15 protein-coding genes are annotated in these 18,090 nt (G+C 72.5%); 1 reads left to right on the forward strand and 14 read right to left on the reverse strand.

Features of this window, described 5'->3' with window-relative positions:
• Positions 1-274: 274 nt before the first annotated feature.
• The 9 genes from SNE206_RS37965 to SNE206_RS38005 form a co-directional block, all read right to left on the reverse strand.
• Positions 275-1,813: a CoA-acylating methylmalonate-semialdehyde dehydrogenase gene (locus tag SNE206_RS37965; RefSeq protein ID WP_407918154.1), complete on the reverse strand. Its 1,539-nt coding sequence runs from the start codon at positions 1,811-1,813 to the stop codon at positions 275-277.
• 172 nt (positions 1,814-1,985) lie between these two features.
• Positions 1,986-2,672, reverse strand: a complete 687-nt coding sequence (locus SNE206_RS37970; RefSeq protein WP_407918155.1) for a hypothetical protein — start codon at positions 2,670-2,672, stop codon at positions 1,986-1,988.
• 97 nt (positions 2,673-2,769) lie between these two features.
• On the reverse strand, positions 2,770-3,216 hold the full coding sequence (locus SNE206_RS37975; RefSeq protein ID WP_407918156.1) for a hypothetical protein: 447 nt from the start codon (positions 3,214-3,216) through the stop codon (positions 2,770-2,772).
• 161 nt (positions 3,217-3,377) lie between these two features.
• Entirely contained in the window at positions 3,378-4,772 is a 1,395-nt protein-coding gene (locus SNE206_RS37980; protein ID WP_407918157.1) for an NAD(P)/FAD-dependent oxidoreductase, read from the reverse strand.
• 71 nt (positions 4,773-4,843) lie between these two features.
• Entirely contained in the window at positions 4,844-5,647 is an 804-nt protein-coding gene (locus SNE206_RS37985) for an ABC transporter permease (protein WP_407918158.1), read from the reverse strand.
• Positions 5,647-6,582, reverse strand: coding sequence for an ABC transporter permease (locus tag SNE206_RS37990; RefSeq protein ID WP_407918159.1), 936 nt, complete (start codon positions 6,580-6,582; stop codon positions 5,647-5,649). Before SNE206_RS37990 ends, SNE206_RS37985 begins: the two co-directional genes overlap by 1 nt.
• Complete coding sequence (locus SNE206_RS37995) at positions 6,579-7,793, reverse strand: ABC transporter ATP-binding protein (protein WP_407918160.1); 1,215 nt, start codon at positions 7,791-7,793, stop codon at positions 6,579-6,581. Before SNE206_RS37995 ends, SNE206_RS37990 begins: the two co-directional genes overlap by 4 nt.
• A 45-nt stretch (positions 7,794-7,838) precedes the next feature.
• Positions 7,839-9,098, reverse strand: a complete 1,260-nt coding sequence (locus SNE206_RS38000) for a spermidine/putrescine ABC transporter substrate-binding protein (RefSeq protein ID WP_407918161.1) — start codon at positions 9,096-9,098, stop codon at positions 7,839-7,841.
• A gap of 46 nt (positions 9,099-9,144) precedes the next feature.
• On the reverse strand, positions 9,145-10,662 hold the full coding sequence (locus SNE206_RS38005) for a gamma-aminobutyraldehyde dehydrogenase (RefSeq protein ID WP_407918162.1): 1,518 nt from the start codon (positions 10,660-10,662) through the stop codon (positions 9,145-9,147).
• Between the two features lie 408 nt (positions 10,663-11,070).
• Between SNE206_RS38005 and SNE206_RS38010 the strand changes: the two genes are divergently transcribed.
• Positions 11,071-12,747, forward strand: a complete 1,677-nt coding sequence (locus SNE206_RS38010) for a PucR family transcriptional regulator (protein ID WP_407918163.1) — start codon at positions 11,071-11,073, stop codon at positions 12,745-12,747.
• Between the two features lie 51 nt (positions 12,748-12,798).
• Here SNE206_RS38010 and SNE206_RS38015 read toward each other — a convergent pair whose 3' ends face one another.
• From SNE206_RS38015 to SNE206_RS38035, 5 genes are all read right to left on the reverse strand, one after another.
• The gene (locus tag SNE206_RS38015; protein WP_407918164.1) at positions 12,799-13,530 is read right to left on the reverse strand and encodes a hypothetical protein; all 732 of its coding nucleotides are present in this window, start codon (positions 13,528-13,530) and stop codon (positions 12,799-12,801) included.
• Positions 13,527-14,546 (reverse strand): WXG100 family type VII secretion target, encoded by a 1,020-nt coding sequence (locus tag SNE206_RS38020; protein ID WP_407918165.1) that lies wholly within the window; start codon positions 14,544-14,546, stop codon positions 13,527-13,529. The genes SNE206_RS38015 and SNE206_RS38020 overlap by 4 nt, the downstream gene beginning before the upstream one ends.
• Positions 14,543-14,857 carry a hypothetical protein gene (locus tag SNE206_RS38025; RefSeq protein ID WP_407918166.1) on the reverse strand — a complete coding sequence of 105 codons (315 nt, stop codon included), beginning with the start codon at positions 14,855-14,857 and terminating at the stop codon, positions 14,543-14,545. The genes SNE206_RS38020 and SNE206_RS38025 overlap by 4 nt, the downstream gene beginning before the upstream one ends.
• 170 nt (positions 14,858-15,027) lie before the next feature.
• Positions 15,028-16,386 carry an aspartate aminotransferase family protein gene (locus SNE206_RS38030; RefSeq protein WP_407918167.1) on the reverse strand — a complete coding sequence of 453 codons (1,359 nt, stop codon included), beginning with the start codon at positions 16,384-16,386 and terminating at the stop codon, positions 15,028-15,030.
• A 183-nt stretch (positions 16,387-16,569) separates the two neighbouring features.
• Positions 16,570-18,015, reverse strand: coding sequence for a gamma-aminobutyraldehyde dehydrogenase (locus SNE206_RS38035; protein WP_407918168.1), 1,446 nt, complete (start codon positions 18,013-18,015; stop codon positions 16,570-16,572).
• Between the last annotated feature and the right edge of the window lie 75 nt (positions 18,016-18,090).

The raw sequence follows: 18,090 nt of genomic DNA on the forward strand, positions 1-18,090 counted from the left end.
ATCCCCGCTCCGAAAAGCGAATCCGACCGCAACCCATATAAACGCGCACGCCGAATTCGCACAGGGACGCGACAAGACACGGCCCTGCCCGGGAATCGGGAAGTGATGGTTCAGAGGATTGGCCGCCCCGGGACCGTCCGCGCAGATGCGTGTCCGGTGCTCCCTGCCGAGCGACCAGGTAACACTACGCCGCCGGGCTGGTGGATGCAAACAAGCCGGCCGGACCCTCGGGGGGAGGGTCCGGCCGGCTCTGCGGAGGGAGGAGGCGGTGCGCTCAGCTGTTGGTGGGGAAGCCGAGGTTGATGCCGCCGTGGGACGGGTCGAGCCAGCGCTGGGTGACGACCTTGCCGCGGGTGAAGAACTGCACGCCGTCGGGGCCGTACGCGTGGGCGTCGCCGAAGAGCGAGGCCTTCCAGCCGCCGAAGGAGTAGTAGGCGACGGGCACGGGGATCGGCACGTTGATGCCGACCATGCCGACCTCCACCTCGTTCTGGAAGCGCCGGGCCGCGCCGCCGTCGTTGGTGAAGATGGCGGTGCCGTTGCCGTACGGGTTCGCATTGATGAGGGCGAGGCCCTCGTCGTACGAGGAGACCCGGACGACCGAGAGCACCGGGCCGAAGATCTCGTCGTTGTAGACGGACATGCCGGGCTTGACGTGGTCGAAGAGGGTGGGGCCGAGCCAGAAGCCGTCCGCGGTCGGCGCGCCCTCGGTGTCCTCGGCGGTGACGGCGTGCTTGCGGCCGTCGACGGCGAGCTCGGCACCGTCGGCGACACCGGACTCCACGTACGAGGTCACCTTGTCGCGGTGCTGGCCGGTGACCAGCGGGCCCATCTCGGAGTCGCCGTTGCAGCCGGGGCCGACCTTCAGCGTGGCGACCCGCGACTTGATCTTGTCGACGAGCTCGTCGCCGATCGGGTCGACCGCGACGAGCACGGACACCGCCATGCAGCGCTCGCCCGCGGCGCCGAAGCCCGCGTTGACGGCGGCGTCGGCGCTGAGGTCGAGGTCGGCGTCGGGCAGCACCAGCATGTGGTTCTTGGCGCCGCCGAGTGCCTGCACGCGCTTGCCGTACCGGGTGCCGGTCTCGTAGACGTAGCGGGCGATCGGGGTGGAGCCGACGAAGCTGACGGACTTGACGTCCGGGTGCTCCAGCAGGCGGTCGACCGCGACCTTGTCACCGTGCACGACGTTGAAGACGCCGTCCGGCAGGCCGGCCTCCTTCCACAGCTCGGCGAGGAAGTTGGCGGCGGACGGGTCCTTCTCCGACGGCTTCAGCACCACGGTGTTGCCGGTCGCGATGGCGATCGGGAAGAACCACAGCGGCACCATGGCCGGGAAGTTGAACGGGGAGATGATCGCGACCGGCCCGAGCGGCTGACGGATCGAGTAGACGTCGATGCCGGTGGACGCCTGCTCGCTGAAGCCGCCCTTCGAGAGCTGCGGGATGCCGCACGCGTACTCGACGACCTCCAGGCCGCGGGCGAGCTCGCCGAGGGCGTCCGAGTGCACCTTGCCGTGCTCGGCGACGATGATCGACGCCAGTTCGTCCTTGCGGGCGTTGAACAGCTCGCGGAAGCGGAAGAGCACCTGGGTGCGCTTGGCGACCGACGACCGACGCCATTCGGTGAACGCGGACGCCGCGGCGGCCACGGCCCGGTCGACGTCGGCGATCTCGGCGAAGTCCACGTGGCCCGAGACCTGTCCGGTCGCCGGGTCGAAGATGTCGCCGCGGCGCGGCGCGGCTCCCGAAGCGGCCACCGGGCCGCCGTCGATCCAGTGCGTGACGTGCTTGTTCGGGCTGGGCTTGGTCAAGGTCGTCTGCCTCCGGAGTCCCGGGCGGTGTGTGGGCCGCCGGGACCTTCGTGCGGCGCCGCCCGGCTTCGGCCGGGCGACGGGATCACGGGGCTCCCGCGCTCGACATCCAGTCTGCGGACCCGGACCGCCCCGCTCAACGAGCAGCATGACGGGGATCGGAGATTCACCCTTACAGGTCGTCGGACTGCTCCGCTTCGACCGCCTCCAGGTACGGGTCGTGGAGCCCGTCGGCGGCCTCCTGCGTCTCCAGCAGGTCGAGCCGGAGGTCCTGCGCCCAGGCGTGGGCCCAGGCGGAACGGGCTGCGGCGTCCGGGTGGACGAGCTCCGCCGCCGCCTCCAGCCGGTCGGCGAGCGCCCCCGGCTGGAAGTCCTCGTCGAAGGCGCGCGCGAGTGCCACGAGCTCCCCCTCGGGGAACCGGCCCGCCAGGACGTGGAGCGCGGCGAGGTCCTCGGGCAGGGCCCGGTCGCAGAGCCGCAGGACGGTGAGGGCGGCGGCGTCCGGCAGGGCGACCACGGGCACGGGCACCCCCGGGAGCAGCAGCACGGGGTGGCGCAGCGGCTCCTTGCGGAGCTCGACCGGGCAGGGCGTGCCGGTGAGCTGGATCTGCCGCGGGGTGCCGGTCGCGATGCCGGCGCGGTGGCCGGCGGCGCGGAGGTGCTCGACGAGGCCGGTGGCGATGTCGGCGAGCGGCGGGTTCTCCGCGGTGACGAGGACCAGGCCGGTGGACCGGGTGGCGCGGAGGCCGTGGGCGGCGAGTGCGTCGGGCCCGGCCAGTGCGAGGGCGTGGCGGAGGCAGAGCGGCTGCGCGGTCTCCAGCAGCGAGAGGTGGTCCCCGGCGAGGGCGCTTGCGGTCATGGGTCCAGTCTTGCGCGGACCGGCCGCCGGGTGCGGCGGCATCCGCGGCCGGGTGCGCGGGTGTCGGTACGGCGGGCGCCGGTACGGCGGGTGGTGGTCACGGGGTGCCTCCGAGGGTGGCGGCGGCTTCGTGGAGGGCGAGTTCCAGCCGGGCCGGGTCGACGAGGCGGCCCGATCCGTCGGGCGGGACGAGCCAGTGGACGCCGGGGCCGCGGGTGCCGGGCCCGGTGGGCGGCGGCACGGGGACGAGGGTGCCGTCGCCGGCGGCGCGGATGCCGGTGGCGGTCCAGGCGGCGGAGGTGCCGGGCGGGACGAGGAAGCCGAGGCGGCCGTCCTCGGGCCGGACGAGCACGGGCCCCGGGCCGGGCCCGGCCGCCAGCAGGGCGAGGGCGGGCCTGCCGAGGGCCTCGGGTACGAGGAGGACGTCCCAGAGGCGGCCGGCGGGGAGGAGGGCGGGGGCGCCGCGGGCCCAGGCGTCGCGGCAGGTCTGCGGGTCGGGGGCGGCGGCGGCGAGCCAGTCGGCGGCGGGGTCGGGGTGCGGCACGGTCTCTCCTCCGGTGACGGTCGGTCAGCGGAGGAGAGCGCGGTGCGGGCCGGTTCTTACACGCTTCCGGCCCTCTGCCCCGACGGGGGTCGGGGGCAGGGGGCCGGGAGCGGGCCGGGGCCCGGAGGTGCGGCGGTGCGGCGGTGCGGAGGCGCCGGCTGTCAGCTGTCGAAGCCGAGGCCGAGGCGGTCGAGGGTGCGCAGCCACAGGTTGCGGTGGCCGCCGCGGCGGTCGGCGCGGTCGAGGGACCAGCGGGTGAGTTCGATGCCGGCCCAGCGGACGGGCTCGGGCGGGAAGGGCATCGGCTTCCTGCGGACCATCTCCAGTCCGGTGCGTTCGGTGCGTTCGCCGGCGAGGAGGTCGAGCATCACCTCGGCGCCGAAGCGGGTGGCGCCGACGCCGAGGCCGGTGAAGCCCACGGCGTAGGCGACGCGGCCGCGGTGGGCGGTGTCGAAGAACGCGGAGAAGCGGCTGCAGGTGTCGATCGCGCCGCCCCAGGCGTGGGTGAAGCGCAGGCCGTCGAGCTGGGGGAAGGTGTCGAAGAACTGCCGGGCGAGGGTGCGGAAGGTGTCGGGGCGCTGGTCGTGCTCGGCGCGCACCTTGCCGCCGTAGTGGTAGATGGCGTCGTAGCCGCCCCAGAGGATGCGGTTGTCGGCGGAGAGCCGGAAGTAGTGGAACTGGTTGGCGCTGTCGCCGAGCCCCTGGCGTCCGCGCCAGCCGATGGAGGCCAGCTGCGCGTCGTTCAGCGGTTCGGTCATGAGGGCGTAGTCGTACACCGGGACGACGTACGGGCGGACCCGCTTGACGAGGGACGGGAAGACGTTGGTGCCCAGCGCGACGCGGTGCGCGAGGACGCGGCCGTACGGGGTGCGGACGGCCATGCCGGGGCCGGACTCGGTGAGGGTGAGGGCCTTGGTGCGTTCGTGGATGCGGACGCCCTGGGCGAGGCAGGCCTCCTTGAGTCCCCAGGCGAGTTTGGCGGGGTGGAGCATGGCGACGCCGTCGCGGTCCCAGATGCCGCCGAGGAAGGTGGGCGAGTCGACCTCGCGGCGGAGCTCGTCGGCGTCGAGGACGGTGATGTCGAGGCCGTGGCGGGTGACGGCCTCGGCGACCTCGTGGAGCTCTTCGAGCTGGTGGGGTTCGGTGGCGACGTCGATCTCGCCGGTGCGCTCCCACTCGCAGTCGATGCCGTAGCGGTCGAGCGCGGTCCCGATGGCGTCGAGGTTGGCCTGGCCGAGCTGTTCGAGGCGGCCGAGTTCGGCGGGCCAGCGCTGCAGGCCGTTGCCGAAGCCGTGGGTGAGGCTGGCGGCACAGAATCCGCCGTTGCGCCCGGAGGCCGCCCAGCCCACCTCGTTGCCCTCGACGAGGACGACGTCCTGCGAGGGGTCGCGCTCCTTGGCGAGGAGCGCCGTCCAGAGGCCGGAGTAGCCGCCGCCGACGACGAGGAGGTCGCAGGTGGTGTCGCCGACGAGGGCGGGCAGCGCCTCCGGCCGGCCCGGGTCCTCCAGCCAGAACGGGGTGGGTCGGACGTCACTGAGCGCACGGGCGGAGTCCATGCCGTATCAGCCGCTTTCTGAGGATCGACGGAGCGGTGGTCAGTAGAACGGGGAGGTGGAGTAGAGGGGCATCAGACGCGGGCCTTCCTGCGGTTGCCTATCCACTGGCCGGTGACGGTGAGGCCGACGGCCGCGATGAACATCGCGGTGCCGATGACGTTGACCTGCACGGGGATGCCGCGCTGGGAGGCGCCCCAGACGAACATCGGGAAGGTCACCGTGGTGGGGCCGGAGTTGAACTGCGTGATGATGAAGTCGTCGAAGGACAGCGCGAAGCTGAGCAGCGCGCCGGCCGCGATGCCGGGTGCGGCGAGCGGCAGGGTGATGCGGAGGAAGGTCTGGGTCGGGGTGGCGTAGAGGTCCTGGGCGGCCTGTTCGAGGCGCGGGTCCATGCTCATGACGCGGGCCTTGACGGCGGTGACGACGAAGCTCAGGCAGAACATGATGTGCGCGATGAGGATCGTCGTGAAGCCGAACGGGATCCGCATGTTGAGGAACAGGGTGCCGAGGGAGGCCGCCATGACGACCTCGGGCATGGCCATCGGCAGGAAGATCAGCCCGCTGGTGGCGGAGCGGCCGCGGAAGCGGTGGCGGGCCAGCGCGAAGGCGACCATGGTGCCGAGGACGGTCGCGCCGAACGTCGCCGCGAGGGCGAGCTGCAGGCTGAGCGCGAGGGAGCCGCACATGTCGGCGACCCCGCAGGGGTCCGTCCAGGCGTCGGTGGAGAACTGCGCCCACTCGTAGTTGAACTTGCCGACGGGCTTGTTGAACGAGAAGGCGAGCACGACGAGGTTGGGCAGGACGAGGTAGGCGAGCGCGAGGACGCCCGCGATGGTGACGACGTTCCGGCGGAGCCGGGTGATGACGCTGTTCATCAGACGAGGTCCTCCGTTCCGGCCTTGCGCATGTAGACCGTCACCACGCCCAGGATCAGGGCCATCAGGATGAAGCTCAGCGCGGCCGCCGTCGGGTAGGCGAGCACGTTGAGGAACTGCTTCTGGATTCCGTTGCCGACCATCTGCTCGGCGGGCGAGCCGAGGAGCTGGGCGTTGATGTAGTCGCCGGAGGCGGGGATGAAGGTGAGCAGGGTGCCCGCGACGACACCGGGCAGCGAGATCGGGAAGGTCACCGTGCGGAAGGTGGTGAACGGCCGGGCGTACAGGTCGCCGGCGGCCTCGTGCAGCCGCGGGTCGATGCGCTCCAGCGAGGTGTAGAGCGGCAGGATCATGAACGGCAGGAAGTTGTACGTCAGGCCGCAGACCACCGCGAGCGGGGTGGCGAGGACGCGGTGCCCGGAGGTGATGCCGAGGGCGTCGGTGGCACCGAGGACGTGCAGGGTGTTGAGGGCGCCGACGACCGGTCCGCCGTCGGAGAGGATCGTCTTCCAGGCGAGCGTGCGGATGAGGAAGCTGGTGAAGAACGGCGCGATCACCAGGATGAGGATGACGCTGCGCCAGCGCTTGCTCGCCTTGAAGGCGATCGTGTACGCGAGCGGGTAGCCGACCGCCAGGCAGAGCACGGTGGCGCTGGCCGCGTACGCGAAGGAGCGCACGAAGTGCCACTTGTACTCGGTGAGGGCGTCCCAGTAGGTGGCGACGTGCCAGGTGACGCGGAAGCCCTCTTCGAGGGAGCCGGTCTGCAGCGAGGTCGAGGCCTGGTAGACCATCGGCACGACGAAGAACACCACGAGCCAGGCGATGCCGGGCAGCAGCAGCCAGTACGGCGTGAGCCGGCGGCGGGTGCGGGCGGGCGCGGCAGGGGGTTCGGTGGCGGCGGGCGGGGCGGCCGCCTCGGTGGCGGTGGTGGTCACGCGTCCCCCTCCGCGGTGCCGGCGTCGATCGCCTGGGCGGCGTCGAGGGCGAAGGAGTGGGCCGGGTTCCAGTGCAGCAGGACGGTGGCGCCCGGGGTGACGCGGGTGTCGCGGTCCATGTTCTGTTCGAAGACGGCGAGGTCCTGGCCGGTGGCGGTGCGCACCACGTACTGGGTGGAGACGCCGATGAAGCTGGAGTCGACGACGGTGCCGGTGAGGCGGTTGCGGCCCTCGGCGACGTCGGCGTCCGCGTGGGTGAGGGTGATCTTCTCGGGGCGCACGCCGAGGTGGACCCGGGTGGCGTCGGTGGTGCAGCGGGCGCGGGGCACGGTGAGGCGGGTGCTGCCGGCGGTGAGCAGGAGGTCGTCGCCGGAGGCGCCGGTGACCTCGGCGGGGATGAGGTTGGACTGGCCGAGGAAGTTGGCGACGAAGGTGGTGGCGGGGTTCTCGTAGAGGTCGGCGGGGGCGCCGAGCTGTTCGATGCGTCCGGCGTTCATGACCGCGATGGTGTCGGCCATGGTCATGGCCTCCTCCTGGTCGTGGGTGACGTGGACGAAGGTGATGCCGACCTCGGTCTGGATGCGCTTGAGTTCGAGCTGCATCTGGCGGCGCAGCTTGAGGTCGAGGGCGCCGAGGGGCTCGTCGAGGAGGAGCACCTGGGGGTGGTTGATGAGCGCGCGGGCGACGGCGACGCGCTGCTGCTGGCCGCCGGAGAGCTGGTGGGGCTTGCGGCGGGCGAGCGGGCCGAGCTCGACGAGTTCGAGCATGTCCTCGACCTGCTTCTTGACGTCCTTCCTGCCGCGGCGGCGCAGGCCGAAGGCGACGTTCTCGTAGATGTCGAGGTGCGGGAAGAGCGCGTAGCTCTGGAAGACGGTGTTGACCGGCCGCTTGTAGGGGGGCAGGGCGGTGACGTCCTGGCCGCCGATGACGACGGTGCCGGAGGTGGGCTCCTCCAGTCCGGCGATCATGCGCAGGGTGGTGGTCTTGCCGCAGCCGGACGCGCCGAGCAGGGCGAAGAAGGAGCCCTGGGGGACGGTCAGGTCGAGGGGGTGGACGGCGGTGGCGGTGCCGTAGGTCTTGCCGATGCCGGTGAGGCGGACGTCGCCGCCGCCCGCGGCGGGGGTCTGCGCGGAGGTCTTGGCGGGAGCGGGTGCGGAAGTCTCGGCGGGGGTCGGCGCGGGGATCGCGGTGCCGGCGGTCTGCTCAGTCATGGGCGTGGGGTCCTTCGGTCCGAGGAGGTCGGTCGGGTGCGGGGGTCAGGCGCCGATCAGCTTGGAGAACCTGTCCTCGAAGTCGCTCTCCTCGGCCTCGGTGAGGCTCCGGAAGTTGTGGACCTTGGCGGCCATCTCGGGGGTGGGGATGACGAGCGGGTTGGCGGCGGCGTCGGGGTCGAGCTTGGCCAGCTCGGCCTGGGCGCCGGTGACCGGGGAGACGTAGCCGATGCCCGCGGTGAGCTGGGCGGCTATCTCGGGCCGGTAGTAGAAGTTGATGAGGCGTTCGGCGTTGTGCTTGTGCTGGGCCCTGGCCGGGATGAGCAGGTTGTCGGTCGAGGCGACGTAGCCGGCCTCGGGGATGACGAACTCGATGTCGGGGTTGTCGGCCTTCAGCTGGATGAGGTCGCCGCCCCAGGCGACGCAGGCCGCGATGTCGCCGGAGGAGAGCTCCTGGCCGTAGTCGTTGCCGGTGAACTTGCGGATCTGCTTGGAGTCGACGGCCTTCTGCAGTCGGGCGAGGGCGGCCGCGTAGTCGTCCGCGGTGAAGGTGCCCGGGTCCTTGCCCATGTCGAGGAGGGTCATGCCGACGGTGTCGCGCATCTCCGAGAGGAAGGTGACGCGGCCCTTGAGCTCGGGGTCGTCGAGCAGCTGGGAGACGCTGGTGACGGCCTTCCCCTTGGTGGCCTTCTTGTTGTACGCGACGACGACCTGGATGCCCGCCCACGGGTACGAGTAGAGGCGGCCCGGATCCCAGTCGGGGGCGCGGAAGCGCGCTTCCAGGTTGGTGATGGCATCGGTGATGTGGGACTGGTCGAGCTTCTGCACCCAGCCCAGGCGGATGAGGCGCGCGGCCATCCAGTCGGTCAGCACCATGAGGTCGCGGCCGGTGTCCTGGCCGGCCGCGAGCTGCGGCTTGACCTTGCCGAAGAACTCGACGTTGTCGTTGACGTCCTCGGTGTAGCGGACCTTGACGCCGGTGGCGGCGGTGAAGGCGTCGAGGGTGGCGTGCTTCTGCTCGTCCTTCTCGTCGACGTCGATGTAGAGCGGCCAGTTGGAGAAGCTGACCGCCTTGTCGGTGTCGGAGAGGTCCTTGGCGGCGTTGGCGGAGGCGTCGTCCGAGAGGTTCGCGGAGCTCCTCGCCGGCGGGATGCCGCAGGCGGTGAGGGTGCCCGCCCCGGCGGCGAGGGCGCCGGCGCGCAGCAGGGTCCGGCGGCTGAGGGCGGCGCGGCCGCTGGTCAGGCTGCGTTCCCAGGCCTTGCGGACCGGCTCCGGCAGGCCGTCGGGGATCTCGTGGAGCTGCATGCGGGCACACCCTCCTGGGGGGTGGTGGGTCAGGGGACGGACGGAATTATCGGTCCCCGAAGATCGTGCGGTGCCAGTCCTTGCGGGCGACCGCGGTGGTGTCGTACATCACATGCTTGACCTGCGTGTACTCGTCGAGGGAGTACTGCGACATGTCCTTGCCGTAGCCGGACGACTTGTATCCGCCGTGCGGCATCTCGCTGATGATCGGGATGTGGTCGTTGATCCATACGCAGCCCGCCGCGATCTCGCGGGTGGCGCGCAGGGAGCGGTGCACGTCGCGGGTCCAGGCGGAGGCGGCGAGACCGTAGGGGGTGTCGTTGGCGAGGCGCAGGCCCTCCTCGTCGGTGTCGAAGGGCAGCACGACGAGGACGGGGCCGAAGATCTCTCCCTGGACGACCTCGCTGTGCTGGGCGGCGCCGGTGACGAGGGTCGGCAGGTGGTAGGCGCCGCGGGTGAGGTCGGTGCCGTCGTGGCCCTTGGTGCCCGTGGTGCCGCCGGTGACGATGGTGGCGCCGTCGCGGCGGGCCCGGTCGACGAAGCCGGCGACGCGGTCGCGGTGGGCGAAGGACACGAGCGGGCCCAGGTCGGTGCCCGGGTTGCGCGGGTCACCGACGCGGACGGCGGCGTACAGGTCGGCGACACCGGCGACGAAGGCGTCGAGGAGCGGACGCTGCACGTAGGCGCGGGTCGCGGCGGTGCAGTCCTGGCCGCTGTTGATGAGCGACGCGGCGACCGCGCCGTGCACGGCGGCCTCCAGGTCGGCGTCGTCGAAGACGACGAACGGGGCCTTGCCGCCGAGCTCCAGGTGGGTGCGCTTGACGGTGGCGGTGGCGAGTTCGGCGACGCGCTTGCCGACCGGGGTGGAGCCGGTGAACGACACCATGGCGACGCCGGGGTGGGAGACCAGGTGCTCGCCGGCGGTGCGGCCCGCGCCGGTGACGACGTTGACGACGCCGTCGGGGATGCCCGCCTCGGTGCACGCGGCGGCGAACATCAGCGAGGTCAGCGGGGTGAGTTCGGCGGGCTTGAGCACGATGGTGTTGCCGGCCGCGATCGCCGGGAGGATCTTCCAGGCGGCCATCTGCAGCGGGTAGTTCCACGGCGAGATCGAGCCGACCACGCCGATCGCCTCGCGGCGCACGTACGAGGTGTGGTCTGCGGAGTACTCGCCGGCGGCCTTGCCCTCCAGGTGGCGGGCGGCCCCGGCGAAGAAGGCGGTGTTGTCGATCGTGCCGGGCACGTCGAACTCGGTGGAGAGCTTGATGGGCTTGCCGGTCTGCGCGGTCTCGACGTGCGCGAACTCCTCGGCGTGGTCGGCGAGGACGCCGGCCAGCCGGTTCAGGGCCTCGGAGCGGCTGCCGGGCGTGGCCCGGGACCACTCGGGCAGCGCCGCACGGGCCGCCGCGACGGCGTCGTCGACGTCCGCGGTGGAGGCCAGCACGACCTCCTGGACGGTGCTGCCGTCGGCCGGGTTGACGACCTGGAAGGTTTCGTCGCCGCTCCCGCGCACCGGCCGTCCGGCGATGTACTGGGCTCCGCTGCCGAAGCTGGTCAGGTCCATCAGGTCTTCCTCCATGTGCCCGGTGTTTCGGCTTCCGCGTACGGCGGCGGGAGCGCGCTGCACGCCCATGGTGACGCGGCGGAGCGGCAAGGCCCGTGCGCCAGGACGTACGACTGGTCGAGTCGCCGGTAGCAGACGGAGGAATCCGAGACGGGATCACCGGGATTGCGCGATCCTGGCAGGCCCAGTTTGCTTCCACAAGGGATTCCGCTGTTGCCTTCTGGTTACGCCACGGATTCCGCTGCCGATCCCCGGATTTCGCTACTACCCGACCCGCCGACCATGCCTTCTCCGGCCGACGGGTGACAAGGCCCACTCCGACAGGCCCGGCCACAAGGGCCTTACAGGGTGCAAGGGCGCGCGGCGGGTGGCCGGGCACCGGGGCGAGGCAAGATTTCCCTGACATCCTTGATCAGCTGGAGGCGCGCGATGCTCCCCACCGTCGCCCGGGTACTCGACCTGGACGTGATGCGGCGCGGCCTGCCCCAGGTCGTCGCCGGCTCCGACCACCTGGAGCGCCCGGTCCGCTGGGTGCACGTGAGCGAGCTCCCGGACGTCGCCGGGGTGCTCCAGGGCGGCGAACTGGTGCTCACGACCGGCATCGCCCTGCCCGAACAGCGCGAGGGCCTCGCCCGGTACGTCCACGAGCTCGCCGACGTCGGCGTGGCCGGCCTGGTCGTGGAGTTCGGCCGCCGCTACTTCGACACGCTGCCGCGCGCCCTCGTGAACGCCGCCGAGCAGCGCGGCCTGCCGCTGATCGCGCTCCGCCGCGAGCTGCGCTTCGTCGCCGTCACCGAGGCCGTGCACGCCCTGGTCGTCAACGCGCAGCTGGAGCAGCTGCGCACCTCCGAGGCGGTGCACCAGGTCTTCAACGAGCTCGCCGTGGAGGGCGCCGAGCCCGGCGAGGTCGTCCGGCAGGTCGCCCAGCTGGCCGGCGCGCCGGTCGTCCTGGAGAACCTCGCCCACCAGGTGCTGGCGCACGACAGCGCCGGACGCACCGAGTCGGAGCTGCTGGAGGACTGGGAGGCGCGCTCGCGCGGCGTGCGGCCCGCCGGCCGCACGGGCCACGACCCGCGCAGCGGCTGGCTGGTCACCGCGGTCGGCGCCCGCGGGCAGGACTGGGGCCGCCTCGTGCTGATCGGCGCCCCGGGCCCGCTCCCGGAGGGCGTGCCGCACCCGCACGCGATGATGCTGGAGCGCGGCGCGGCCACGCTGGCGCTCAACCGGCTGGTGGTCCGCGACCGCGAGAGCCTGGAGCGGCAGACCCACCGCACCCTGCTGTCGGGCATCCTCACGCACGCCCTGACGGTCAGCGAGGTCGCCCTGCGCGCCCAGGCGCTGGGTGTTCCGCTGGAGAACCGCCGGCTGGTCGGCGTGGTGCTGCGCCGCCGCCGCGGACCGGTGCCGGCCGCGCTGGAGGCCCAGGCCCGGCTCCGGGACTTCACCGAGCTCGCGGCGACGGCGGTCCGGGTGAGCCGGCTGTCGGCCCTGGTCGGCGCGCTCGACGACGAGGGCGTGGGCGTGCTGATCGCCCTGGGCTCGCAGCAGGACGAGCACGGTGCGCTGGAGGGGTTCGCGGCGGCCCTGCGCAGGCTCGTCGCGGACAGTGCCCGGGACGCGGGCGCGGCCGCCGCGGAGCCGGTGATCGCGGTCGGCTCGTCGGTCGGCTCGGTACGGGACGCCCGGCGCACCCTGCTGGAGGCGACGCAGGTCGCCGACGCGGCGCTGCACGACGCGCCGGGCGGGCGGGCCGCCGCGTACTACCGGCTGCCGGACGTCCGGCTGCGCGGCCTGCTGCACCTGCTGCGCGACGACGAGCGGCTGCAGACGTACGTGGAGCGGGAGCTGGGCCCGCTGCTGGCGTACGACGCCGAGCACGGCGGGCAGCTGGTGCGGATGCTGCGGATCTACCTGGAGCAGGGGCGCAACAAGTCGGCGGCGGCGGACGCGGCGCACCTGTCGCGGCCGTCGTTCTACGACCGGCTGCACAAGGTGGAGCGGATCCTCGGCGTGGACCTCGACCAGGTGGAGTCCTGCCTGTCGCTGCACGTGGCACTGCTGGCGCTGGACGCGGTGCGCCGCTGACACCCGTCCGGGTGCCGGCGGCGCACCGCGTCCGCGGCGGTCGGCGGGCGGTCAGCGGTCGGCGGGCGGGGGTACGGCGCCGCGGCCGAGCGCCTCCAGCGCGGCGGCGTCGCGCGCACGGACCTCCAGGGCGGCCCGGGAGCCGTCGGCGAAGTGCGCGTCGGCGCGCCCGGAGACCGCGGTGAGGCGCAGCTCGATGCGCCGCAGCTGCTCGCGGGGGACCTCGCCGAGCTGCACGATCCGCTGTCCCCGGCCCTCGGCCGCCAGCAGGACGCGGCGGTCGGTGACGACCATGAGCAGGTCGTGGTTGTCGAAGGCGGGCGTGGCCTCGGTGCCGGTCAGCACGGCGATCGCGAAGCGTCCCGCCTGGCTCTGCCAGCCGCCGCTCAGCCCGCGCCCGCGGACGAGGCGCCGGAGCGTCCGGGCGAGGCCGAAGACGGCCTCCTCCAGGAGCTCGACGACCACGCCGACGAGGTCCAGCAGGAGGAACAGCGCCCGGAGGGCGCCGTCCTTCCGCGGCCGGTGACGCCGCGGCACCCGCCGGATCAGGTCGGAGAGTTCGAGGTCGACGACGCCGAGCAGCCGCTCGCCCGGCGGTACCAGGGGGGCGACCAGCGGCACGAAGGAGTCGGTGGCGGACCCGACGGCGTGGCGCACCGAGGAGTACACCGGCACCGGGCGGCCGGGGGGCGCGTACCCGGGAGACTCGTACCCGGGGGCGCCGTGCTGCGGGAAGGCGTGCGGCGGGAAGGCGTGCTGCGGGGCGCCCTGGGGGGTGGTCATCCGAAGGCCTCCTCGATGCGGTTCGCCGGCACGCGGTACGGGTCCTGCTCGTAGGTGCCGTCGAGCCGTCCCGCGAGGCCGTCGACCACGGTGTCGTCGCCGAGGTGGCCGGTGACGGCCCCGGCGAAGTCACCGGCCCCGGTGACCGCGCCGAGCCCGCCCTTGAGGCCGCCCTTGACGGCGCCGAAGACCTGTTGGACGCCCTTGGCCGCGGCGTACTCGCCGATGTTCTCCACGGTGGGGTTGCGCAGCGCGTTCATGCCGCTCTCCCAGCGGTTGCCGCGGCCGCCGATCTTGCGGACGGCCTTGGCCGCCTTCCAGCCCTTCTTCAGGTTGCCGAGGCTCTTGCCGGCGGTCTCGATCTCCTTCACCGCGTCGAAGAGCCGCTTCAGGGCCTTTTCGAGCTTGACGGAGACCCGGCCGACCCGGGCGACGAAGACGGCGATCTCGGCCTCGGCGACGAGCGCGTTGACGATGGTCGCGGCGCCCAGGGTGACGATGTCGACGACGACCATGACGGCGAGGGAGATGATCAGTGCCTCGATCGCCTCGCGGATGATCTCGACGACGAGTTCCTCGGCGAGCCTGCACTCGGCCGCGGCCTGGCTGATGATCTGCGCGACCTGGTCCATGTCGGCGGCGGTGTCGTCGATCGCCTGCACGACCTCGCCCATGTGGCGGCCGAAGGCGCCGGACGCCTCGCCCTCCCACCGGCCGGCGAGGTCGGCGCCGCCGGCCCGGAGGGTGTCGGCGACGTCGTGCATGGCCCTGGCCTGCTCCTGCCACTCCTGGGCGGCGGCGGTCAGGGCGGCGAGGTCGCCGGTGACCTCCTCCAGTCGGTCCATCAGGCCGGTCGCGTCGAGGGCCATGCGGACGAGGTCGTCGAGACCGGCGTCGAGGCCGTCGCTGACCGGGTTCTGCAGGTCGGGCAGCGGGGCGAGGGCGGTCTGCACCCGGTCGCGGGTCCACCTGTAGGTGTCGGCCGCGCCGGTGAACGACAGGGTGGGTGTGGTCACCGGGCGCCTCCGTACCCGTCGGCGACGGCGGCGTCGTGCTCCTCGTAGTTCTCCGCGGAGAACCTCAGGCCGTCCGCGGTGTCGAGCAGGATGTCCTGCAGGTCGGCGAAGTTCTGCTGCTCGGCGTCGGCGTGCTCCTGGTAGGCCCCGAAGAGGTCCTGGGAGCCGGGGAGCTTGCCGAAGTCGGTGGACGCCAGCCGGACGGACGCCAGGCGCGAGCGGATCCGCGCGATCTGCTCGGCCTGGTCGCGGATGACGGCCTCGTAGGCCTTGAGTGCTTCGGGCTGTACCCGAAAGCCTTGTTCCCCCATGATCGGTACCCTCCGGTTCGCGTAAATCAGCACATCATCGTACTGATCACGACTCCCGGGCCCCCGCCCCCACCGCCCGCGCACACGGAGGAGCGGCCCCGGGCCGTGCCCGGGACCGCTCCTTCCCCTGTACGCCGGACCGCGCGGTGAACCGCGCGCCGGACCGCGCGTCAGACCGTGTGCGCGTCCGTGAGGGTCAGCACCTCGTCGAGCACGGCGAGGCCCGCCTTGGCCTCCTCCTCCGTGACGGTGCACGGCGGCACCACGTGGAAGCGGTTCATGTTGACGAACGGCCACAGCCCGCGCTGCTTGCAGGCCGCGGCCAGCTCGGCCATCGGCGCGTTGGCGGCGCCCGCCGCGTTGTACGGCACGAGCGGCTCGCGGGTGGCCCGGTCCTTCACCAGGTCGAGCGCCCAGAACACGCCCAGTCCGCGGACCTCGCCGATCGACGGGTGACGCTCCGCCAGCTCGCGCAGACCGGGGCCGAGCACCGTCTCGCCGATGTGCCGGGCGTTCTCGACGATGCCCTCCTCCTCCATCGCGGTGAGGGTGGCGACGGCCGACGCGCAGGCCAGCGGGTGGCCGGAGTAGGTGAGGCCGCCGGGGAAGGGGCGCTCGGCGAAGGTCGCGGCGATCTCGGCGGAGATGGCCACGCCGCCCAGCGGCACGTAGCCGGAGTTGACGCCCTTGGCGAAGGTGAGGAGGTCGGGGGTGATGCCCCAGTTGTCGGCGGCGAACCACGCACCGGTGCGGCCGAAGCCGGCCATGACCTCGTCCAGGATGAACACGATCCCGTAGCGGTCGCAGATCTCCCGGACACCGGCCAGGTAGCCCGGCGGCGGCACGAGGACGCCCGCGGTGCCGACCACCGTCTCCAGGATGATCGCGGCGACCGTGCCCGGGCCCTCGAAGGCGATGACCTGCTCCAGGTGCGCCAGCGCCCGCTCGCCCTCCTGCGCCTCGTTCTCGGCGTGGAAGTTCGAGCGGTAGGCGTACGGGCCCCAGAAGTGCACGATGCCGGAGACGCCCGTCTCGTTGGCCCAGCGACGGGGGTCGCCGGTCAGCGCGATCGCGTTGGCGGTGGCGCCGTGGTACGAGCGGTAGGTGGAGAGCACCTTCTGCCGGCCCGTGTGCAGCCGCGCCATGCGGATGGCGTTCTCGTTGGCCTCGGCGCCGCCGTTGGTGAAGAAGATCTTGTCGAGGTCGCCCGGGGTGCGCTCGGCGATCAGCCGCGCCGCCTCGCTGCGCGGCTCGACCGCGAAGCCCGGCGCGATGGTGCAGAGCTTCGCCGCCTGCTCCTGGATCGCGGCGACCACCTTCGGGTGCTGGTGGCCGATGTTGGTGTTCACCAGCTGCGACGAGAAGTCGAGGTAGCGGTTGCCGTCGTGGTCCCAGAAGTAGGAGCCCTCGGCACCGGCCACCGCGAGGGGGTCGATCAGCGCCTGGGCGGACCACGAGTGGAAGACGTGCGCGCGGTCGGCTGCCTTGACGGCCTGCCCGACGGCTGAGTCGGCGGTGGGGATGCTCATGCCGCCAGCGTATTGAGAACCCCGGCCCGGGGGCAGTTCCACCCTGTCACGCCATCCGCGCGTCGTCGTGACACCCTGCCAAGCCGGGGGCCCGCGGCGGGCCGCCGCGGACCCTGGCCCGCGACGCCGGAACGGCCGTGCGGCGAGCGCCGTACGGCCGTTCCGGTCGTTCCTGCGGGGACGTCAGATCGCGGTCATGACGTGCTTGACGCGGGTGTAGTCCTCGAAGCCGTACGAGGAGAGGTCCTTGCCGTAGCCGGACTTCTTGAAGCCGCCGTGCGGCATCTCGGCGACCAGCGGGATGTGCGTGTTGATCCACACGCAGCCGAAGTCCAGACGGCGCGACATCCGCATGGCGCGGGCGTGGTCCTTCGTCCAGACCGAGGAGGCCAGCGCGTACTCGACGCCGTTGGCGTAGGAGACCGCCTGGTCCTCGTCGGTGAACTTCTGCACGGTGATGACCGGGCCGAAGACCTCGTTCTGGATGATCTCGTCGTCCTGGTTCAGGCCGGAGACGACGGTCGGCGCGTAGAAGTAGCCGACCTCGCCGACCCGGTGGCCGCCGGCCTCGACCTTGGCGTGCGCCGGGAGGCGGTCGACGAAGCCGACGACCTGCTTCAGCTGGTTCGCGTTGTTGAGCGGGCCGTAGAGCACGTCCTCGTCGTCGACACCGCCGGTCTTCGTGTCGGCGGCGGCCTTGGCGAGCGCGGCCACGAACGCGTCGTGGATCGACTCGTGCACCAGCACGCGGGTGGCGGCGGTGCAGTCCTGGCCGGCGTTGAAGAAGCCCGCCACCGAGATGCCCTCGACGGCCTCGTCGATGTCGGCGTCCTCGAAGACCACGACCGGGGCCTTGCCGCCGAGCTCCAGGTGGACGCGCTTGACGTCCTTCGCCGCGGACTCCGCGACCTGGATGCCCGCCCGCACGGAGCCGGTGATCGAGGCCATCGCCGGGGTGGTGTGCTCGACCATCAGCCGGCCCGTCTCGCGGTCGCCGCAGATCACGTTGAACACGCCGGCCGGCAGCCCCATGTCCTTCAGGATGTCGCCGATGATCCCGGCGAGCAGCACGGTGGAGGCCGGGGTGGTGTCGGAGGGCTTGAGCACGACGGTGTTGCCCGCGGCGATGGCCGGGGCGAACTTCCACACCGCCATCATCATCGGGTAGTTCCACGGGGCGACCTGCGCACAGACGCCGACCGGCTCGCGGCGCACGATCGAGGTCATGCCGTCCATGTACTCGCCCGCGGCCTTGCCCTCCAGCAGGCGGGCGGCGCCGGCGAAGAAGCGGAGCTGGTCGACCATCGGGCCGATCTCCTCGGAGAGGGTCAGCCCGCGCGGCTTGCCGGTGTTGCGCACCTCGGCGTCCACGATCTCGTCGGCGCGGGCCTCGACCGCGTCGGCGATCTTCAGCAGCAGCCTCTGCCGGACGGAGGGGGTCGCGTCGCGCCAGACCGGGAAGGCCTCGGCGGCGGCGGCCATCGCGGCGTCGACGTCCGCGGCACCGGACAGCGGGGAGGTCGCGTACACCTCGCCGGTCGTCGGGTCGGTCACGTCGAGCGTGCGGCCGTCGGCCGCGTCGACGAACTCGCCGTTGATGTGGTTGCGCAGCGTACGAAGCTCGCTCACGGGTCTCTCCTCGGTCTGGGCCTGCGCCGTTGCAGGGAATCCGGCGCCAGGGTACCTCCGGCGGACGGCGCGCCG

Source organism: Kitasatospora sp. NE20-6 (assembly GCF_045862635.1).